At 74.6% G+C, this 16,708-nt stretch carries 13 protein-coding genes and 2 pseudogenes; 7 read left to right on the top strand and 8 right to left on the bottom strand.

All coding sequences use genetic code 11. The features are described from left to right. Positions 1-75 precede the first annotated feature (75 nt). A complete protein-coding gene (locus RKD23_RS33820; protein WP_424857159.1) occupies positions 76-3,456 on the bottom strand; it encodes a S8 family peptidase in 3,381 nt (1,126 codons plus the stop codon). Positions 3,457-3,728: 272 nt separating this feature from the next. On the opposite strand from RKD23_RS33820, the gene RKD23_RS33815 reads away from it, so the two are divergent. Further along, entirely contained in the window at positions 3,729-5,510 is a 1,782-nt protein-coding gene (locus tag RKD23_RS33815) for a hydroxysqualene dehydroxylase (protein WP_424857158.1), read from the top strand. 18 nt (positions 5,511-5,528) lie between these two features. Here the strand turns inward: RKD23_RS33815 and RKD23_RS33810 are convergent, their stop codons facing one another. The 6 genes and pseudogenes from RKD23_RS33810 to RKD23_RS33785 form a co-directional block, all read right to left on the bottom strand. Next, positions 5,529-6,275, bottom strand: coding sequence for a hypothetical protein (locus RKD23_RS33810; protein ID WP_424857157.1), 747 nt, complete (start codon positions 6,273-6,275; stop codon positions 5,529-5,531). Positions 6,276-6,327: 52 nt separating this feature from the next. After that, the gene (locus tag RKD23_RS33805) at positions 6,328-8,085 is read right to left on the bottom strand and encodes a hypothetical protein (protein WP_424857156.1); all 1,758 of its coding nucleotides are present in this window, start codon (positions 8,083-8,085) and stop codon (positions 6,328-6,330) included. A 119-nt stretch (positions 8,086-8,204) separates the two neighbouring features. Continuing rightward, positions 8,205-8,951, bottom strand: coding sequence for a hypothetical protein (locus RKD23_RS33800; protein ID WP_424857155.1), 747 nt, complete (start codon positions 8,949-8,951; stop codon positions 8,205-8,207). Positions 8,952-8,984: 33 nt separating this feature from the next. Further along, positions 8,985-9,086, bottom strand: a pseudogene (locus RKD23_RS33795) (hypothetical protein); the annotation flags it as partial. 118 nt (positions 9,087-9,204) lie between these two features. After that, positions 9,205-9,756: pseudogene (locus RKD23_RS33790) on the bottom strand (family 43 glycosylhydrolase); the annotation flags it as partial. A 181-nt stretch (positions 9,757-9,937) separates the two neighbouring features. Next, positions 9,938-10,369, bottom strand: a complete 432-nt coding sequence (locus RKD23_RS33785) for a tetratricopeptide repeat protein (protein ID WP_424857154.1) — start codon at positions 10,367-10,369, stop codon at positions 9,938-9,940. 305 nt (positions 10,370-10,674) lie between these two features. Here RKD23_RS33785 and RKD23_RS33780 point away from each other — a divergent pair, with 305 nt between their 5' ends. The 6 genes from RKD23_RS33780 to RKD23_RS33755 all read left to right on the top strand — a co-directional run bounded on the left by RKD23_RS33780 (position 10,675) and on the right by RKD23_RS33755 (position 16,063). Further along, positions 10,675-10,785 carry a keywimysin-related RiPP gene (locus RKD23_RS33780; protein WP_399644456.1) on the top strand — a complete coding sequence of 37 codons (111 nt, stop codon included), beginning with the start codon at positions 10,675-10,677 and terminating at the stop codon, positions 10,783-10,785. A gap of 81 nt (positions 10,786-10,866) precedes the next feature. Next, positions 10,867-12,714, top strand: a complete 1,848-nt coding sequence (locus RKD23_RS33775) for an asparagine synthase-related protein (RefSeq protein ID WP_424857153.1) — start codon at positions 10,867-10,869, stop codon at positions 12,712-12,714. Continuing rightward, positions 12,705-12,980, top strand: coding sequence for a lasso peptide biosynthesis PqqD family chaperone (locus RKD23_RS33770; RefSeq protein WP_424857152.1), 276 nt, complete (start codon positions 12,705-12,707; stop codon positions 12,978-12,980). Before RKD23_RS33775 ends, RKD23_RS33770 begins: the two co-directional genes overlap by 10 nt. 14 nt (positions 12,981-12,994) lie before the next feature. Further along, positions 12,995-13,411: a lasso peptide biosynthesis B2 protein gene (locus RKD23_RS33765; RefSeq protein ID WP_424857151.1), complete on the top strand. Its 417-nt coding sequence runs from the start codon at positions 12,995-12,997 to the stop codon at positions 13,409-13,411. A gap of 8 nt (positions 13,412-13,419) precedes the next feature. Next, a complete protein-coding gene (locus RKD23_RS33760; protein WP_424857150.1) occupies positions 13,420-15,204 on the top strand; it encodes an ABC transporter ATP-binding protein in 1,785 nt (594 codons plus the stop codon). Continuing rightward, entirely contained in the window at positions 15,161-16,063 is a 903-nt protein-coding gene (locus RKD23_RS33755) for a squalene/phytoene synthase family protein (protein WP_424857149.1), read from the top strand. The genes RKD23_RS33760 and RKD23_RS33755 overlap by 44 nt, the downstream gene beginning before the upstream one ends. 62 nt (positions 16,064-16,125) lie before the next feature. Here RKD23_RS33755 and RKD23_RS33750 read toward each other — a convergent pair whose 3' ends face one another. Continuing rightward, entirely contained in the window at positions 16,126-16,704 is a 579-nt protein-coding gene (locus tag RKD23_RS33750) for a GAF domain-containing protein (protein ID WP_424857148.1), read from the bottom strand. Positions 16,705-16,708: the final 4 nt, after the last annotated feature.

The following is a 16,708-nucleotide window of genomic DNA, read 5'->3' as shown; positions in this document are numbered from 1 at the left end:
CCCGCCTCGGGCCACCGCCGGAAACCGGCTTAGGGCCGCCCGCCGGGGTCGGCGGGCGGCCCTGCGGGCGGCGGGTCAGCGCACGTCGTACGCGCGCGTCACCGTCTGCGCGACCGTGTTGCCCCGCTCGTCGGTGATCTCCGTCTTCAGGGTGACCGGCTTGCCGGAGGCGCCGGTGTGGTCGAGCACCGCGGTCCAGGCGCCGCCCTCACGGACGGTCCGCGCCTCGGTCCACGTGGTGCCGCCGTCGTAGGAGTACGCCAGGGACACCTCCGTCAGGGCGCCCGGGGTGTACCCGGCGTGTCCCTCGGCGGTGACGCCGATGCGCACACCGTTCTCGGCCGGGACCGTGTTCAGGCCGTCGACCGGGACGTCGTACGACGGGAAGAGGATCGGCAGGCCGCGGGAGAAGACGTCCTCCTCCAGGTGGGAGCGGAAGCCCCAGGTGGTGGTGATCGCGGTCGAGCGGTGCCAGTTGCGGTCGGAGCTGGGCAGCTTCAGCAGGTTCTGGGTCAGCTCGTAGCGGGCGTCGCCGGCCGGGACCTCGAACACGCCGAACGGCCAGCTGCTGGTGCCGATCTCCTCGCCGTCGCGCTTCAGGACGAGGTTGCCGATGTCACCGAAGGAGGCGCCGCCGGACCAGTGGTCGCCGGAGCCGTCGACCCAGAAGGCGCTCTGGAAGCCCATCAGACCGCCCTGCCGCTCGGCCGCGAGCGTCGGCTCGCCGTCCTGGTCGCGGGCGGCGGCCGGGCGGAGCACCCCGCGGTACCACTCCTCGGTGCGGGTGTCCCCGGGCGCGTACGTGCGGTCCTGGTCGAACAGGAAGGCGCCCCACGGGAAGCTGCTCATCACCCCGTGCTCCCAGGCGTCGTCGCCGGTGGTGTAGTACGCCGTGCGCGTGGCGGGCACATGGACCGGGTCGAGCAGGCCGACGGTGACGTACGTGTCGCCGCTCCAGGACGGTCGCAGGCTCAGCGCGTCGCGGTAGTCGGCCTCCTTGCCGACCGCGTTCCACCTCTCGGTGACGCGGGCCAGCTGTCCGTCGCGCGGGTGGTGGGTGCGGGGCCCGGTCAGCGGGCCGGCGGTCGGGAAGGACAGGTTGTAGACGTACGCGCCACCGTCGTCGTCCGTGCCGAGGGCGCGCCAGGTCGAGCGGAACTCGAAGGTGCCGTGCGTCGCCCGCCGGTCGACGGACGCGTAGTAGTCCCGCACGGCCGAGGTCGCGGACAGCTCGCCGCTCAGCAGCCAGGTGTCGTCCCAGACACGGGCGTACGACAGTGCCGTGCGGGCCACGGTCGACGGGCGGTCGGTCGCGACCTGGATGCGGTGGGCCCGGCGGGCGTCCAGGACCAGGGTGGTGTCCTTGGTGATCCGGGTCTGCGGGCGGCCCAGGTAGGTGACGGAGGCCGGGGCGTCGGTGTCGTCGTAGCCGACGGCGAAGGCGCTGATCAGGTAGTCGCCGGGGCGGACGCGGTAGGTCTGCACGGCCCCGTCGGTCGGGCGGCGCTCGCCGCGGTCGGCGTCCAGGGAGACGACGTCGAGGGAGGAGGCGCCGGTGGCGGGCTCGCCGTCGCGGTCGAGGACCTTCACGTCCAGGGTGACGGTCTCCGGCTCGACGTAGAGGGTGAAGGGCACGGAGACGTGCGTGCCGCGGCCGGTGGCGAGGACGCGGCCGGTGACGGCGCCGTACTGGGCGTCCTTGAGCCGGGCGGTCGGGTCGATGCGCAGCGGCACCCGCACGGTCGCGCCCGCCGGGACGGTGACGCGTCGGTCGCCGAGGCGGGCGACGGGCGTGGTGACGCGGCTGCCGTCGTTGCCGCGGACGCCGTCCAGGTCGAGGTCGAGGGTGACCGGGCTCCGGCCGGTGTTGGTGAACGGCACGTCCACACCGGTGCGGTCGGCGGAGGTCTGCGGCCAGGCGTAGGTGCCCGCCTGCACGGCCGGGACGGAGGTCACCCGCTGGTGGGCGGCGGCGGCCACGTCGAGGACACCGGCGCCGGCCTCGCCCGCGTCCGCGACCTCGCCGCCGGTGCGGGCGGAGCCCACCAGGGCGGCCTTGACCTGCTGGGCGGTCCAGTCGGGGTGGGCCTGGCGGACGATCGCCGCGGCGCCCGCGACATGTGGGGTGGCCATGGAAGTGCCGGACATGCCGGTGTAGGCGTACACCCCGCGGCCGCCCGCGCGCGCGGCGGAGACGGCGACGCCCGGGGCCGCGATCTCCGGCTTGAGGGTGTGGGTGACGGCCACGGGGCCGCGGCTGGAGAAGGGCGCGGTGGTGTCGTCGCGGTCGACGGCGCCGACGGTGAGCACCTCGGGGACGCAGCCCGGCGAGGAGACGGTCTCGGTGCCCGGCCCGGAGTTGCCCGCGGCGACGACGAACAGGGTGCGGGTGGAGGAGCCGAGTTCCCGGGCCGCCTGGGCCATCGGGTCGTCGCAGGCGCCGATCACGCTGGAGCCGAGGCTCATGGAGGCCACATCGGCGCCCTGGTCGACGGCCCACTGCATGCCCGCGATGATCCAGGAGCTCTGGCCGGAACCATAGTCGTCGAGCACCTTGCCCACGAGCAGCGAAGTGCCCGGCGCGACGCCCTTGTTGCGGCCGTCGCTCGCAGCGCCGGAGCCGCCGACGGTGGAGGCGACGTGCGTGCCGTGGCCGACGTGGTCCTCGCTTCCGGAGGCCGAACCGGTGAAGTCGTGGGCGGCGGCCACACGTTCGGTCAGGTCCGGGTGGTCCGCGTCGACACCGGTGTCGAGGACGGCGACCTTGGTGCCGGTGCCGTCCAGGCCCTCGGCCCAGGCGCGGTCGGCGTGGACCTGGCGGGTGGAGCGGTCGAGTGTGGCGGTGACCTTGCGGTCCAGCCACAGCCGCTCCAGGGCCGAAGTGCCCCGCGTGCGCGGCTCGGTGACGTCCCGCCAGAAGGCCGCCGCGGTGTCCTTGTCCGCCTGAAGGGCGACGCCGTTCACGGCCGGCAGGGCGAGTCCGCGCTCGGCGCCACGGGGCGTGGCCGGTGTGCTGCGGGCGGCGCCGGCCTGAGAGTCGTACTGGGCGATGAGGGGCAGCGTGGCGGAGTGCGCGTCGTCGTAGCCCTGGCGTATCAGGCCGGTGACGTTGAAGAGTTCCTCGTCGACCAGACCGTCCGCGAGCGCCTCGGCCGCGGTCGCCGGGTAGACGTACAGGTCGCCTCGGTACTGCCGGGTCTGCACCAGCGGTTCCTCACCGTCGGCGCCCGGAAGTACGACCGCCGTGCTGTGTCCGGCGGCGTCGGTGGCCACGGCGACACGGTCGCCGGTGACGAGCGTGACCGTGGCCGCGCTCCTGCCGTCCGGGGTGCTGCCGACGATGGGTCTGTGTACCGGTCCGTCGTCCTGTGGTGCGGCGCCGGACGGCACGACCGCGGTGGCGGCCAGGGCCACGGCGGTCGCCGCACCGAGGGCCAGGCGCGTAGTCGCACGCATGCGTATCCCCAATTCACGTGAGCCGGAAGTGCTTTGACCGGTGACACTGACAGACGCGCACGCCCCGCGGTGCCCCGCGGACTGACGGATTCCCGCCATGGCCGCTATCCGCCACCGGCGGGTCGAAGCCGCTGGTCAGAGACCGGGACGGGGAGAGCCGCCGGCAAGCGCCGTAATTCGGCCAGAGCGTCGCACGTGTCTTCCGGGGTTCGGGTGTCGTCCGTATGCTCCTGCGCCTACCACTGGGTTACCAACGGTAAGGGGGCCGGATCATGGGGCGGTTCAGCGGGCGGCGGACGTTTCTGGCGGGGGCCGGTGCGGGAGCGGCCGCGGCAGCGGTCGGGCTTCCCGTCGCGGGACCCGCGGTGGCGGCGACGGGCGGCGCCGAGGTCTCGGGGGCACCCACGGTGGCCGTACTGGGGGGTGGCGTCGCCGGCCTGACGGCGGCTCATGAGCTGGCGGAGCGCGGCTTTCGCGTCACGGTGTACGAGCGCCGGGCGCTGGGCGGCAAGGCGCGCTCCATGGACGTACCCGACAGCGCGCGGGGCGGGCGTCGGCCGCTGCCCGCGGAACACGGCTTCCGGTTCATCCCGGGGATCTATCACAACCTGCCGGACACCATGCGGCGCATCCCCTTCCCCGGCAATCCGAACGGGGTGTGGGACAACCTCGTGGCGCCGCCCGAGATGGCGTTCGCCCGCACCGGCCGCGAGGATCTGCGCGCGCCACTGCCCTGGCCGGGCCACCGGGGCGCGCAGCTGACCCTCGACGAGATCCGGCGCGCGCTGACGGCGCTCCTGGACACGGTCACCGCGATCCCCGCGTACGAGGTGGCGTACTTCGTCAACCGGCTCGTCGTCTTCCTCACCAGCTGCGCCGAGCGGCGCGACGACACCTGGGAGGCGCGGCCCTGGTGGGAGTTCACCGGCGCGGCCCGGATGTCTAAGGACTACCAGCGCATCCTCGCCGTCGGTGTCACCCGCAACATCGTCGCCACCAAGGCCGAGGAGGCCTCGACCCGAACGGTCGCCTCACTCCTGGAGGTGTTCTTGTTCAACGCGCTCGGCCGCGGCGCCGACGGCCCGCTCGACCGCATCCTCGACGCCCCCACCAACGAGGCCTGGATCGACCCTTGGACCGCCCATCTCACCTCCCTCGGCGTGCAGTTCAGGATCGGCTGGACGGTACGAGAGGTGGCGTACGGCGACGGACGGGTGACCGCCGCGCTGATCGAGGACCCACAGGGCGTACGGCAGCGGGTGACGGCCGACCACTACATCTCGGCGATGCCGGTCGAGCACGCCCGCCGCACCTGGGGCGCCGCCCTGCGCGCGGCCGACCCCCAACTCGCGCGCTGCGACGCGCTGCGCACGGACTGGATGACGGGCATCCAGTTCTATCTGACCGAGTCGGCCCCGCTCCTGCACGGCCATCTCAACCTCATCGACTCCCCCTGGTCGCTGACCGCGATCCAGCAGGCCGAGCACTGGCCGGACCGCGACTTCGCCACCGACTACGGCGACGGTACGGCGGTGAACTGCCTGTCCGTCGACATCTCCGAGTGGGACCGTCCCGGCATCCTCTACGGCAGGACGGCCAAGCAGTGCACCCGGGACCAGGTGGCGCGCGAGGTGTGGGCCCAGCTGAAGGCCGCGCTCAACGACACCGGCCGCACGGTCCTCAAGGACAGCGCCCTGCACTCGTGGTACCTCGACCCGGGCGTCTCCGGCCTCGGCACCCCGAACCCCGTGAACGACGACGAGCTCCTCATCCACCCGGTCGGCACCTTCCACCACCGCCCCTCGGCCCGCACGCGCGTCCCCAACTTCTACCTCGCCGGCGACTATGTGGCCGTCGACATCGACCTCGCCACCATGGAGGGCGCCAACGCCTCCGCCCGCCAGGCGGTCAACGCCCTGCTGGACCGCACGGGTTCGACGGCTCCGCGCTGCACCGTCACGCCGCTGTTCCAGGCGCCGGAGCTGGCGCCGCTGCGGCGGCACGATCTGACCCGGTACCGGCTGGGCCTGCCCAACCTGTTCGACCTGGGCTGACACACCGGGTGCGTGCGGTCAGGTGCCGAAGTAGCGCGTGAACGGGCCGTCGTCCACCGCGAACAGGCCGCTGAACGGGGTGTTCATCTGGTGGATGAGCAGCACCGTGAAGGTGATCAGGGCGGTCAGGCCCATCACCATCACGACATGGGTGAGGTTGCGCTTCACGCCGAACATGAACATGAAGGTGACGGTGAGCAGTCCACCGACGATCAGCCCGAACCACAGCACCGGCGACAGCGACTCCCCGGCGTCCGTCTCCCGTCCGCGCCGGGCCTCGCCCAGGGCGCTGAGCTGGGCGAGGGACTCCTGCGCGGTGATCTGCTGGGCCGCGGTGGCGCCCGCCGGGACCTGCCCCTCGGCCCGCAGGCGGTCCAGCAGCACCCAGCCCTCCTGGGCCGGGAAGGACCCCTCCTCCATGGCCGGCCACTCGGCCTTCGTGACATGCCGGACGTACGCCTCGATGCCCTGGCGGGTGTGCTCGGCCTGCGCGGGCGGCAGGCCCTCGGACAGCATCCGGATCTGGTGCGCGGCGCTCGCCTCGGCCTGCACATGCTCCTCCGCCCCGGACCGCGTGTCCCAGACCGAGACCATCGACAGCCCGAGCACCAGCGCGTACAGCACGCCGACCATCATCGAGATGTACTCCGCCACGTCCTCGCGCGGTTCTTCGTCCGCGCCCAGCGGCCACAGGCGGTTCTTCACGAGGACGACTGCGGCGGCGAGCAGGGCGCAGCCGAGGACGATGGCAAAGGTCTCGGTCATCGGGGTCAGTGGCTCCTCTGGGTGCGGACGTACATGCCTGGGGCCTCGGGCCCTAGGGGCCGAGGCGCCGCGATCCGATGACCGCGGCCGCCACGGCGGCGGGCAGGAGCAGCAGCAACAGGATGGAGAGAATGCCCAGTCCGGTGGGCTCGCCGTTGGCGCGGATCAGGCGGCGCAGGAGCGGGGTGGCGGGGGTGTGCGCCTGGTCGCGGGGCGGGGTGGCCCGGGCGCCGGGTGTCTCAGGGGTGCCCTGATCGGGTCGGTCGGGTGGGGCAGGAGCTTCGCCCTGCCCGGCGACGGCCCCGCCGCCAGTGCCGGCGGCGGCTCCGGCACCGGCACCGGCGGCAGCCCCGGCACCGGCCGCAGCACCGGCACCGGCACCCCCGGCATCCGCACCAGCACCGGCGGCAGCCCCGGCGCCCGCGCCTGCGGCAGCTCCCGCCCCCGCCCCCGCCGCAGCCCCAGCGCCCGCGGCAGCCCCGGCGCCCGCCGCAGCCCCGGCACCCGCGGCAGCCCCGGCACCGGCCGCAGCACCGGCACCGGCACCCCCGGCGGCTCCCGCGCCCGCACCCGCGGCGGTCCCGCCTCCGGCCCCTGCGGCGGCACCGCCGCCCGGTCCGGCGGCCGTGCCGCCGGCGGCTGCCCCGAGCTCACCGGCCTCCGCCGCTGCCCCCGGCGCCGCCCCCGGCGCCGCCGCCTCCCCCGCCCCGGCCACCCCGGGTGCGGCGATCCCCGGCGGCGGTGGCGGAGGCGGTGGCGCCACGCCGGGCGGGACCGGAAGCACGGGCGGAGGGAGCAGTCCGACCGGTGGACCGGCGGGCGGCGGCGGGGCCCCCGGCGCGGGTGGGGCCGAGGGAGTGGGAGCGGACGGAGGAGGGACCGAGGCGGTCGGCTGCACAGGCACGGTCGCGCCCGGCGGAGGTGAAGGCGGGGACGGAGGTGAAGGCGGAGGCGGGGGCGGAGGCGGGGGCGGGGGCGGAGGCGGAGGCGGTGGCGGTGGCCGCTTCGGGATCGTGAACCGCACCCCGTCCCGTGCCGTGAGCAGCGGCGGAGGCTCGCTCCGCCCGTACGGCCCGAGCGTATGGAGGCGGTCGTCACCCCGGGCGAGGCCCGCGCTGGGGTAGGTGCCGGGCGGTCGCCGTACCACCGCCGTGCACCGCGCGGACCGGCCGGGGGCCAGGTGCGCCACGACGGCGCCGCGCCCGCCGCAGTCGATCCGGGCCGGCCGGAGCACCGCGTCGGTGACTCGGACGCCGTAAACGGCACGGTTGCCGAGGTTGCTCGTGATGTACGTGACGACGGCCCGGGTGCCGCTCACCCGGACCGACTCGGACAGGACGAGGGCACCGCCGACACCGGCGTAACCCGACCGGGCCCGCGCGCGGGACTCGGTGTGCAGATAGGGGATGCGGCCACGGGCCGTCACGTCGGTGACCCAAGTCCCCTGCCGGGCAACGGTCTGGGCCATGCATGCCGTCGAGCTCAGCCCGCGCAGGAAGGGGATGTGGTCACGGCCGCCGGGACAGCGGATGCGCACCCCGGGCATACCCGGGTCGGTCACCCGGACGTCGTACAGGTCCGCTCCCCCGCGGTTGATCAGGCGGTACGTCCTGAGGACCGGGCGCCCGGAACGGATGCCCGGGTTCAGCGCGCCGAGGCCGGGGCGGGTGTTCACCGACACCTCCAGCGCGAGTCCGCTCGTCCCCGTGCCGTCGGCGGCGGCCGGCGGGGCCGGGCCCGCGGCGGCAGCGGCGGCCGCGAGGCCGAGCAGCAGTAACGCCGCCCGTGAGCGGATACGTTCGAAAAGCATATGGTCATGATCTTCACGACCGCGCCGGATCGGCCCGCGCCCACGCCGGGCGGAGCGCGATCCCCGCGGGAATCACTCGGTCGCGCCGCCCGGACGCCCCACCGCCGCGAGGCACCCGCTCACGGCAGGGTCCGGTACTCCGCCTCGTCGAAGTCGGCGTACCGTCCCTGCCCGGTCAGGTCCCAGGCCCACAGGCCGACGAACGCCCCGGTGAAGCCCAGGGAGCGGATGCGGCCGTCCTCGATCTCCTCGGCGTGTTCGTCGGACAGCACGGTCGCGTCGAGGACCGGGCCGATGGGCCGCCGGCCGGCGCCCGCGTCGTGGTGGAACCGCAGCTCGGCCCCGTCCGTCTCCAGCCCGAGCCGCAGCCGGGTGAGATCCCCGAGGGGCACCTGACCGGCCTCATCGACGCTCAGCACGCCCCGGTCGCAGCTCGCGACCCGCAGCACGGGCCGGCCGTCGTCGTCGGCGGTCAGGTGGAGGTAGTGCCAGTTGCGGGTGTTGTAGTACGCCGTGACGCCCGCGAGGTGCTGAAAGGTGAGCGGCCGGTACTCGACGGTCGCCTCGAACGACAGCCGCGGCGCGGTCGCCCGGCGGGCCACCAGACTGGGGCCTACCAGGCTCTGCGGAGAGCGGCCGCCGTGCAGCCGCAGATGCGACGGGCGTGCGGTGAGGGACAGCCAGTCGGGGGTCGCAGGGCGGCGCAGTGTCGACCAGTGGGGGCCCAGGACGGGGGCGTCGAAGCCGTCGGCCCCGTCTTCCGCGGGCGTGTCCCGGCCGGCCGGCGGGAGCGTCGCGGGGGCGGGCACCTCGGTGGCCGGCAGGCCGGTCTGGGTGCGGGGCCAGCCGTCGGGTGTCCAGGTCACGGGCGCGAGAGCGGTCTCGCGGCCGAGTACGCAGGGTCCGCGCCGGCCGAGCGGACGGGCGGCGAGGTAGGCCAGGTACCACTCGTCGTCCCCGGCCTGGACCAGGCTGCCGTGCCCGGCCTTCTGCAGCGGCAGCTCGGGGTGGTCGCGGGCGGTGATCAGCGGGCCGTGCGGGTCGCGCTCGTAGGGGCCCGGTGAGGGTGCGCGACCGGGCGACGGTGACCTGGTGGGCGTAGCCCGTGCCGCCGTCCGCGGTCAGCAGGTGGTACCACCCGCCCCGGCGGTAGAGGTTGGGTCCCTCGATCCAGCCGGCCTGCGGCGGCAGCGCGATCCGGACCGGCTCACCGACGAGACGGCGCGTGGCCCGGTCGAGGCGGTGCGCCTCCAGGCCGGCCGAACCGCCCTGCCCCGGGCGCCAGTCGTGCACCAGGTTGAGCAGCCAGGAGTCGGGCCCGTCGTGGAAGAGCGAGGCGTCGAAGCCCCGTGCGTGCAGCAACCGCGGCTCGGACCAGGGGCCTTCGACCGAAGGGGCGGTGATCAGATAGTTGGGGCAGTCGGTGAAACCGCCTTCGTATGTGGAGACGTTGCTGTAGAGCAGGTGGAACAGGCCGTCCGCGTAGGTGAGGTTGGGCGCCCACACGCCGCCGGAGTCCGGGCAGCCGGTCAGGTCCAGCAGCCGGGTGCTGTCGAGGGCGCCGCCCAGGGGTCGCCAGTGCACGAGGTCGGTCGAGTGGTGCAGGCGTACACCGGGGCACCACTCGAACGTGGACGTCGCCAGGTAGAAGTCCGGCCCGACCCGCAGCACGGACGGGTCGGGATGCGAGCCGGTCAGCACCGGATTGTGGATGACCCCTGCCGTGCGCTCCGCCACCGCGACTCCCCCTCCGGCCGGCTTGATCACAGCGGACCGTAGTGTCGAACGTGTTCGCGGGCAACCGCCGGCCCTGACGGGGGACTCCCCTCAGGGCCGGGCATCGGTGTCGCGGTCAGTCGTCGGCCGGGAACTCTCCCGCGAACGCGGCGGCCATCCGCAGCCAGGGTTCCGCCTCCTGCGCGCGCCCCTGGCGCTCCAGCGTGCGGCCGAGCATCAGGTGGGCGTAGTGCTCGACCGGGTCGCGTTCGACGACGATCCGCAACTGCTCCTCGGCGCGGCCGAGCTGGGCGGAGTGGTAGTAGGCGCGGGCCAGCAGCAGCCGGGGGCCGGTCTGCTCCGGGACCTCGTCGACGACGGCGGCGAGCAGTCGTGCGGCACCGGCGTAGTCCTTGGCCTCGAACAGCAGCCGCGCGCGCTCCCAGCGCTCGGCGGTGGTCTCCTCGCGCGGCGCGCCGGGGCCGTTGTCGAAGAGGTGCAGGGCGCTGGCCCAACGGTCGGGCGCCACACCGTCGTTCGGCGTGTACCCGTTGAAGTCGGTGGTCATCTTTCCTCCGTTCGGGGCCATCGGCACCCCTCCGCCGTCGACGATGAACAGCTAGCACTGTTAGTTGATCCATCAACTACAGCCCCGGGAACACCACCCCTGGCCGGGTTATTCCGGACCCCATGCAGAAAGTGTGCAAAAAGTGTCAGGCGTTCCGACGACGGGCAAACGTGGTCGGCCAAGTCACCCGCCCCGACTGAGTAGTTGAAGCTTCGCCTATCTTAATTCCCAGAGAAATCCGCATATTTGGTGATTAGGGTGTATGGGAAGGGTACGTGAGAGCGTGGAGAAGGGAGGTGGATGGCATGCGTACGTACGAGCCTCCGACCCTGACCCTGGCGGGCTCCTTCAGGAGCCTCACCGGTCTCGGCGGGCATGGTCCGAGAGACCTGCTCTTCCGGCACCAGCTTCTCTGACGCCGAAGGATCGCATCCCACCCGGCGGACCGGGCGGCGCAGGTCGCTGCGGCCCGGCCCGCCACCTGGCGCAGGAGGGCGGTGACGCGCACGTCCCCGGAACCGACACCCAGCTGGTTCGCGGTGCTGCCCGACTCCCCGTCGGCGGAGCCCGCCGCGACGGTCCTGCGGGATCTCGCCCCCGAGCGGATCGACCATCCCTCCGGCCGCCCCTGGCTCCTCGGCCGCTGGCCCCGCCACGCGCTGGCTCTCGGCGGCGCGGGCCGCAACCGCATCGCCCTCCTCGGCCAGCACTCCCGCACAGCGCAGGAGCTGTCCGACGCCGCCGCGCGCCTGCACGGGCCCGCCGCACTGGACGGCCTGGCCCGGAGCACAGCCGGCAGCGCCCATCTGATCGCGTCGGTGGACGGCGTCGTACGCGTCCAGGGCAGCGTGACGTCGATGCGCCGTGTCTGCCACGCGCGCGTGGGCGAGGTGACCGTCGCCGCGGACCGGGCCGACGTCCTCGCCCGGCTGACCGGCGCTCCCCCCGACGAGTCCCGGCTCGCGCTGCGGCTGCTGGAACCGCTCATCCTGCCGCCGCTGACCCGTACGCCCGTCTGGCGCGCGGTCTCGGAGGTGACCGGCGGCAGCTACCTCCTCCTCGACACGGCAGGGCGGCCCCGGCAGGTCCGCTGGTGGACACCGCCGGAGCCGGTGGTGCCGATGGCACAGGGCGCACCCGCCCTGCGGGACGCCCTCGCCGCCGCGGTCGCCGTACGCACCGACGGCCACGCCACGGTCAGCTGTGACCTCGGCGGTCTGGACTCCACCGCCGTCTGCTCGCTCGCCGCCCGCAGCACGCCGCGGGTGATCGCCTGCACGGTCGCCCTGCGCGACGCCCGCGGCGACGACGTCCTGTGGGCCGGCCGCACGTCAGCCGCGCTCGACGCCGTGGAGCACCATGTGATCCCGCACGAGGACGTGCCGCTGTTCTACGCGGGCGTGCACCGCCTCGACGATCCGCTGGAGGAGCCCACGCTGGGCGGCGAGCGGGAGCGCGGGCTCGTCACCGTGCGCCGCGCCGCCGCGCTCGGGTCGCGGACCCATCTGACCGGGATGGGCGGCGACGAGCTGCTGTACGGGTCGCTCGCCCATCTGCACACCCTGGCGCGCACCCGCCCCGCGTTCGCCGCCCGGCTGGTCCGCGGGTTCACCGCCAAGTACCGCTGGCCGCGTGCCGCCGTGCTGCGCCAGCTCGCCGACGGCCGCCCGTACGGGGCCTGGCTGGCCTCCGTCGCCGGCCATCTCACCGAGCCGCCCCCGCCGCTCAACGAACCGCTGCTGGCCTGGGGCTTCAGCCCGCGGCTGCCGCCCTGGACGACGCCGGACGCCGTCAGCGCCGTACGCGATCTTCTGCGCCGGGCCGCGCGCGAGGCGGCGCCGCTCGCCGAACGCCGCGGGCAGCACCGGGAGCTGGCCGCCATGCAGGCCGTGTCCCGGGTCGCCGCCGAGGTGGAGGAGCTGGGCGCGCGCATCGGGGTGAGGGTCGGCTCGCCGTACTACGACGACCGGGTCGTCGAGGCAGGTCTCGCCGTACGGCCCGAGGACCGCATCACCCCCTGGCGGTACAAGCCGCTCATCGTCGAGGCCATGCGCGGGGTCGTCCCCGAGGAGAGCCGCGCCCGGCAGACCAAGGCCACCGCCGACTGTGACGAGGCGCCCGGCCTGCGCCGTCACCGGGCCGAACTGCTCGCCCTGTGGGAGGACTCGCGGCTCGCGCGGCTGGGTCTCATCGACGCCGGTGCCGTACGGGAGGTGTGCGCCCGGCCGCTCGATCCGCGGCTCGGCATGGACGTGCTCTACCAGACGATCGCCTGCGAGACCTGGCTGCGTTCCGTCGAGCGGCAGGCCACCGGAGTACCGAACCAGGAGGAGACATGGATGTGAGGCTGCGGGGCCATGTGTCGCTCGCCCCGACCGAGGACGGCATCGCCCTGCTCGACGAGGACTCGGGCGACTACTGGGCGCTGAACCCGACCGGCGCGGTCGTGCTGCGCACGCTCCTCGACGGCGGCACGTCCGGTGAGGCGACCCGGCGGATCGCCGAGGAGTACGCCGTCGACACCGCCACCGCGGAACACGACGTCGAGCAACTGGTCGCCGCGCTGCGCACGGCCGGGCTGATCGAGACGACGACGCCCGGCGCACCGTAGGGAGGTGGTCCGCGATGACGATGCAGGCGGCGGTCCCGCACGATCCACGGGCCGTGCCCCTTCCGCGGCGGCTGGAGGCCCATGCGGTGGTGGGCGCGGCGCGGCTGCTGGCCACCCGCTCGCCGCGCCGGATCCGCGGCGTCCTCGGACTGCTCCGGCGCGGCGCCCGGCCCGCCGGGACCGCCGAGACGAAAGAGGCGCGGGACACGGTGGTCGCGGTCAGTCTCGCCTGCGGCGGGCCCGAGGGCTGTCTGGCCCGGTCGCTGGCCACCGCACTGCTGTGCCGGCTGCACGGCAGCTGGCCCGCCTGGTGCCTCGGGGTGCGCTACACCTCGCCGTTCGGGGCGCACGCGTGGGTGGAGGCCGACGGGGAGGCCGTCGGCGAGGACTTCCCGCCCGGCTATTTCCGGACCCTGTTCACCGTCCCGTGAAGGACGCCATGGCCGCACCCGAGGGTCCTCGGCCGCCGGACGGCCCGGCGGGGCTTCGGCATGTGCTGCGGCTGCTGGGCCCGTACCGCCGCTGGGTCCTTCTCGCCTGCGCGCTGACCCTCGCCGGGGCGGGTCTGGCGCTCGCGCAGCCGCTGCTGGTCCGGCAGGTCATCGAGAACGCGGGCGCCGGCGGCGTCTCCGCCGGCCTCGTCGTGGCGCTGGTCGGGCTGTTCGTCGCGGAGGCCGCGGTGGAGACGGCCGCGCGTTATGTGCTGGCCCGCACCAGCGAACAGGTCACCCTCGGGCTGCGGCTGGGCCTCATCGGCCGGCTGCTGCGGCTGCGGATGCCGGTGTACGAGCGGCAGCGCACCGGGGATCTGATCTCGCGGCTCGGCACGGACGGCGCGGAGGTGCGCCGGCTGGTGGCGGACTCGTTCGCCGACGCCGTGACGGGCGTGGTGGGGGTGGCGGGTGCCGTGGCGCTGATGGTGTGGCTCGACCCGGTGCTCTTCCTGATCGTGCTGGTGCTGGTGACCGTGGGCGGGCTCGCGGTGGCCGGCGCGCTGCGCGGGCTGCGGCGGGCCTCGCTGCACCGGCAGACGGCGGTGGGCGCCATGGCCGCCGATCTGGAGCGGGCCCTCGGCGCGATCCGCACGGTGCGGGCCAGCCGGGCCGAGGAGCGCGAGTGCGACCGCATCGCCGTCCAGGCGCGCGGGGCGTACACGGCGAGCCTGCGCATGGCCCGCCTGGAGGCGGTGATCGGCCCGGCGACCCGGCTCGCCGTCAACGGCTCCTTCCTGGTGGTGCTGTTGGTCGGCGGTCTGCGGGTCGCGCAGGGCGAGGGCTCGGTCGCCGACCTGGTCGCGTTCCTGCTGTACATGACGTATCTGGTGATGCCGATCGACGCCGTCTTCCAGGCGATGAGCGCGCTCCAGCAGGGCAGCGGTGCCCTGCAGCGCATCGAGGAGGCCCTGCGGCTGCCGCCGGAGCCCGGGTCCGGCGGGACCGGCCGGGTGTCCGTGGCGCCGAGGCCGCGGCGCGGGGACGTCGCGCTGGAGTTCCGGGACGTGTGGTTCGGCTACGAGCCGGGCCGGCCGGTGCTGCGCGGGGTGTCGTTCCAGGTGCCCGCGCTGCGGACCACCGCGCTCGTCGGGCGGTCGGGCGCGGGCAAGTCGACGGTCTTCGCGCTCACCGAGCGGTTCTACGACCCCGACCGCGGCCGCATCCTGCTGTGCGGCGAGGACCTGCGCGGCCTGGACCGGTCGGAGTCCCGCGGCCGGATGGCGCTGGTGGAGCAGGAGGCGCCGGTGCTGTACGGCACGCTGCGGGAGAACCTCCTGTACGCCGCCCCCGACGCGGGCGAGGCCGAACTGCGCCGCGCCCTGGCCCTGGCCGACCTCGACACCGTGGCGGCCCGGCTCCCAGGAGGCCTCGACACGGACGTCGGCGAGCGCGGCATGCGTATGTCCGGCGGCGAACGGCAGCGCGTCGCCATCGCCCGCGCGCTGCTCGCCCGGCCCGCGCTGCTGCTCCTCGACGAGCCCACCTCCCAGCTCGACCCGGTCGGCGAGGCCGCGCTGCGCCGGACGGTGCGCCGCATCAGCCGCGAGTGCACCCTCCTGGTCATCGCCCACCGGCCCTCCACCGTCCAGGCGGCCGACCATCTCATCGCCCTCGCCGACGGCCATGTCGTCGCCACCGGCAGCCCCGCCGAACTGCTCCACTCCGACGGCCGCCTACGATCGGCGCATGAGCGTGTGGAAGCGGGGCCTGGACGCCGCGGGAATCCATGAACCCGGGCTGCGCCGGGCCTACTCCGCCCAGCGCAAGGTGGTACGCCGCTTCCGCCGCAGCTCCTATCTGGCCGCCCGGGTCCTGCTCCCACCGGCCGTGCTCCCCCATGCGATGGCCGCCACCGCCTTCATGCACCACGGGGACAACCTCCTCGACACCGGCACGACCTCACAGCGGGCCACCGCGTGGGCGGCGTGGGAGGGGCAGGTGCGCACAGCGCTGGAGACCGGGCGTGCCGACGACCCGCTGATCCACACGCTGCTGCACACGATCGGCTCGTATCCGCGGCTCCGCCCGGTCGTGACGGAGTATCTGTCCACCGCCACGGCCGAGTCGGAGTTCGAGGGCTTCGCCACCGAGGACGACTACCAGGCGTATGTCGACGCCTACTCGCATCCCGCGTTCATGATGGTCGCCACGCTGCTGGGACCGCAGGACGACGACGGCCGGTTCCGCGCGGCATGCCGGACGCTCATCGACGGCAGCCAGCGGCTGGACTTCGTCAACGACCTCGCCGAGGACCTGCGGGAGGGCCGGCTCGGCATCCCCGAGGAGACGCTGAAGCGCTTCTCGGTGACGGTGGAGGAGCTGAAGGAGGGCCGCCGGCCGGCCGGGCTCGGTGAGCTGGTGGCGCACGAAGTACGGCTGGCGCGGGCCGCGTTGCTGGCAGCCGGACGGCAGAGCGAGCTGGCCGCGCCCGAGGGACGGCCGCTGATGCGGGCGCTGGTCGACATCGAACTCCGTACGGCCGACGCGGCACTTGAGCGGGGAGCGGGTCTGCTGCGGGGCCCGGCGTCGCCGCCGCCGGTCGGGACGGTGCGGACGCTGTTGCGGGAACGCCGGGCGGCGCGCGGGTAGGGCCTGTCTTCCGGATCATGCCGGCGTCGCGGGGCCCGGCACGCGCACCTGCCGCGTCGGCGTCAGCCGCCGAGGAGGCGGCGGGCCTCGCCGAGCAGGCGCAGGAGTTCGGTGCGGTCCTCGGGGGCGGGCGGGAGCGGGGGGCGGGGGGCCTGTCGGGTCAGCAGGTGCAGTGCCACGGCGGCCTGGCGGGCGAAGAGGCAGAGCAGGTCGAGTTCCGGCAGGCCGGCGCGGGCCTGCGGGGACGGGTCGAGGACCTCCAGGACGCCGAGGACGCGCTCCCCGTGCAGGAGGGGGACGGCCATCAGGGCGTTCGGGACGTAGCCGGTGGACTCGGCGATGTCCCGGTCGAAGGCGGTGTTGTCGCGCAGGTCGTCGACCACCATCGGCTCGCCCGAGGCGGCGACCCAGCCGGCGATGCCCCGGCCCGCCGGGAAGCGCCGGCCGACCAGGAACTCCTGGCCCTGCCCGGAGACGGCCTCGAAGACCAGCTCGTCCGCCGCGGCCTCCAGCAGCATGATGGAGCTCGCCTGGGCGCCGAAGATGGCGCGCGCGGTGTCCACCACCGACTGCAGGAGCTCCGCCAGGGCCGGATCGGGCCTGGGGCTCACGGACACGGCGGGGACGATCGTCTGGGCCATGGGG

Origin of the sequence: Streptomyces sp. SAI-170, assembly GCF_049739565.1 — a bacterium.
Taxonomy (GTDB): domain Bacteria; phylum Actinomycetota; class Actinomycetes; order Streptomycetales; family Streptomycetaceae; genus Streptomyces.
The sequence above is the reverse complement of the archived record's forward strand: the minus strand, read 5'-3'. Positions and strand labels throughout refer to the sequence as shown.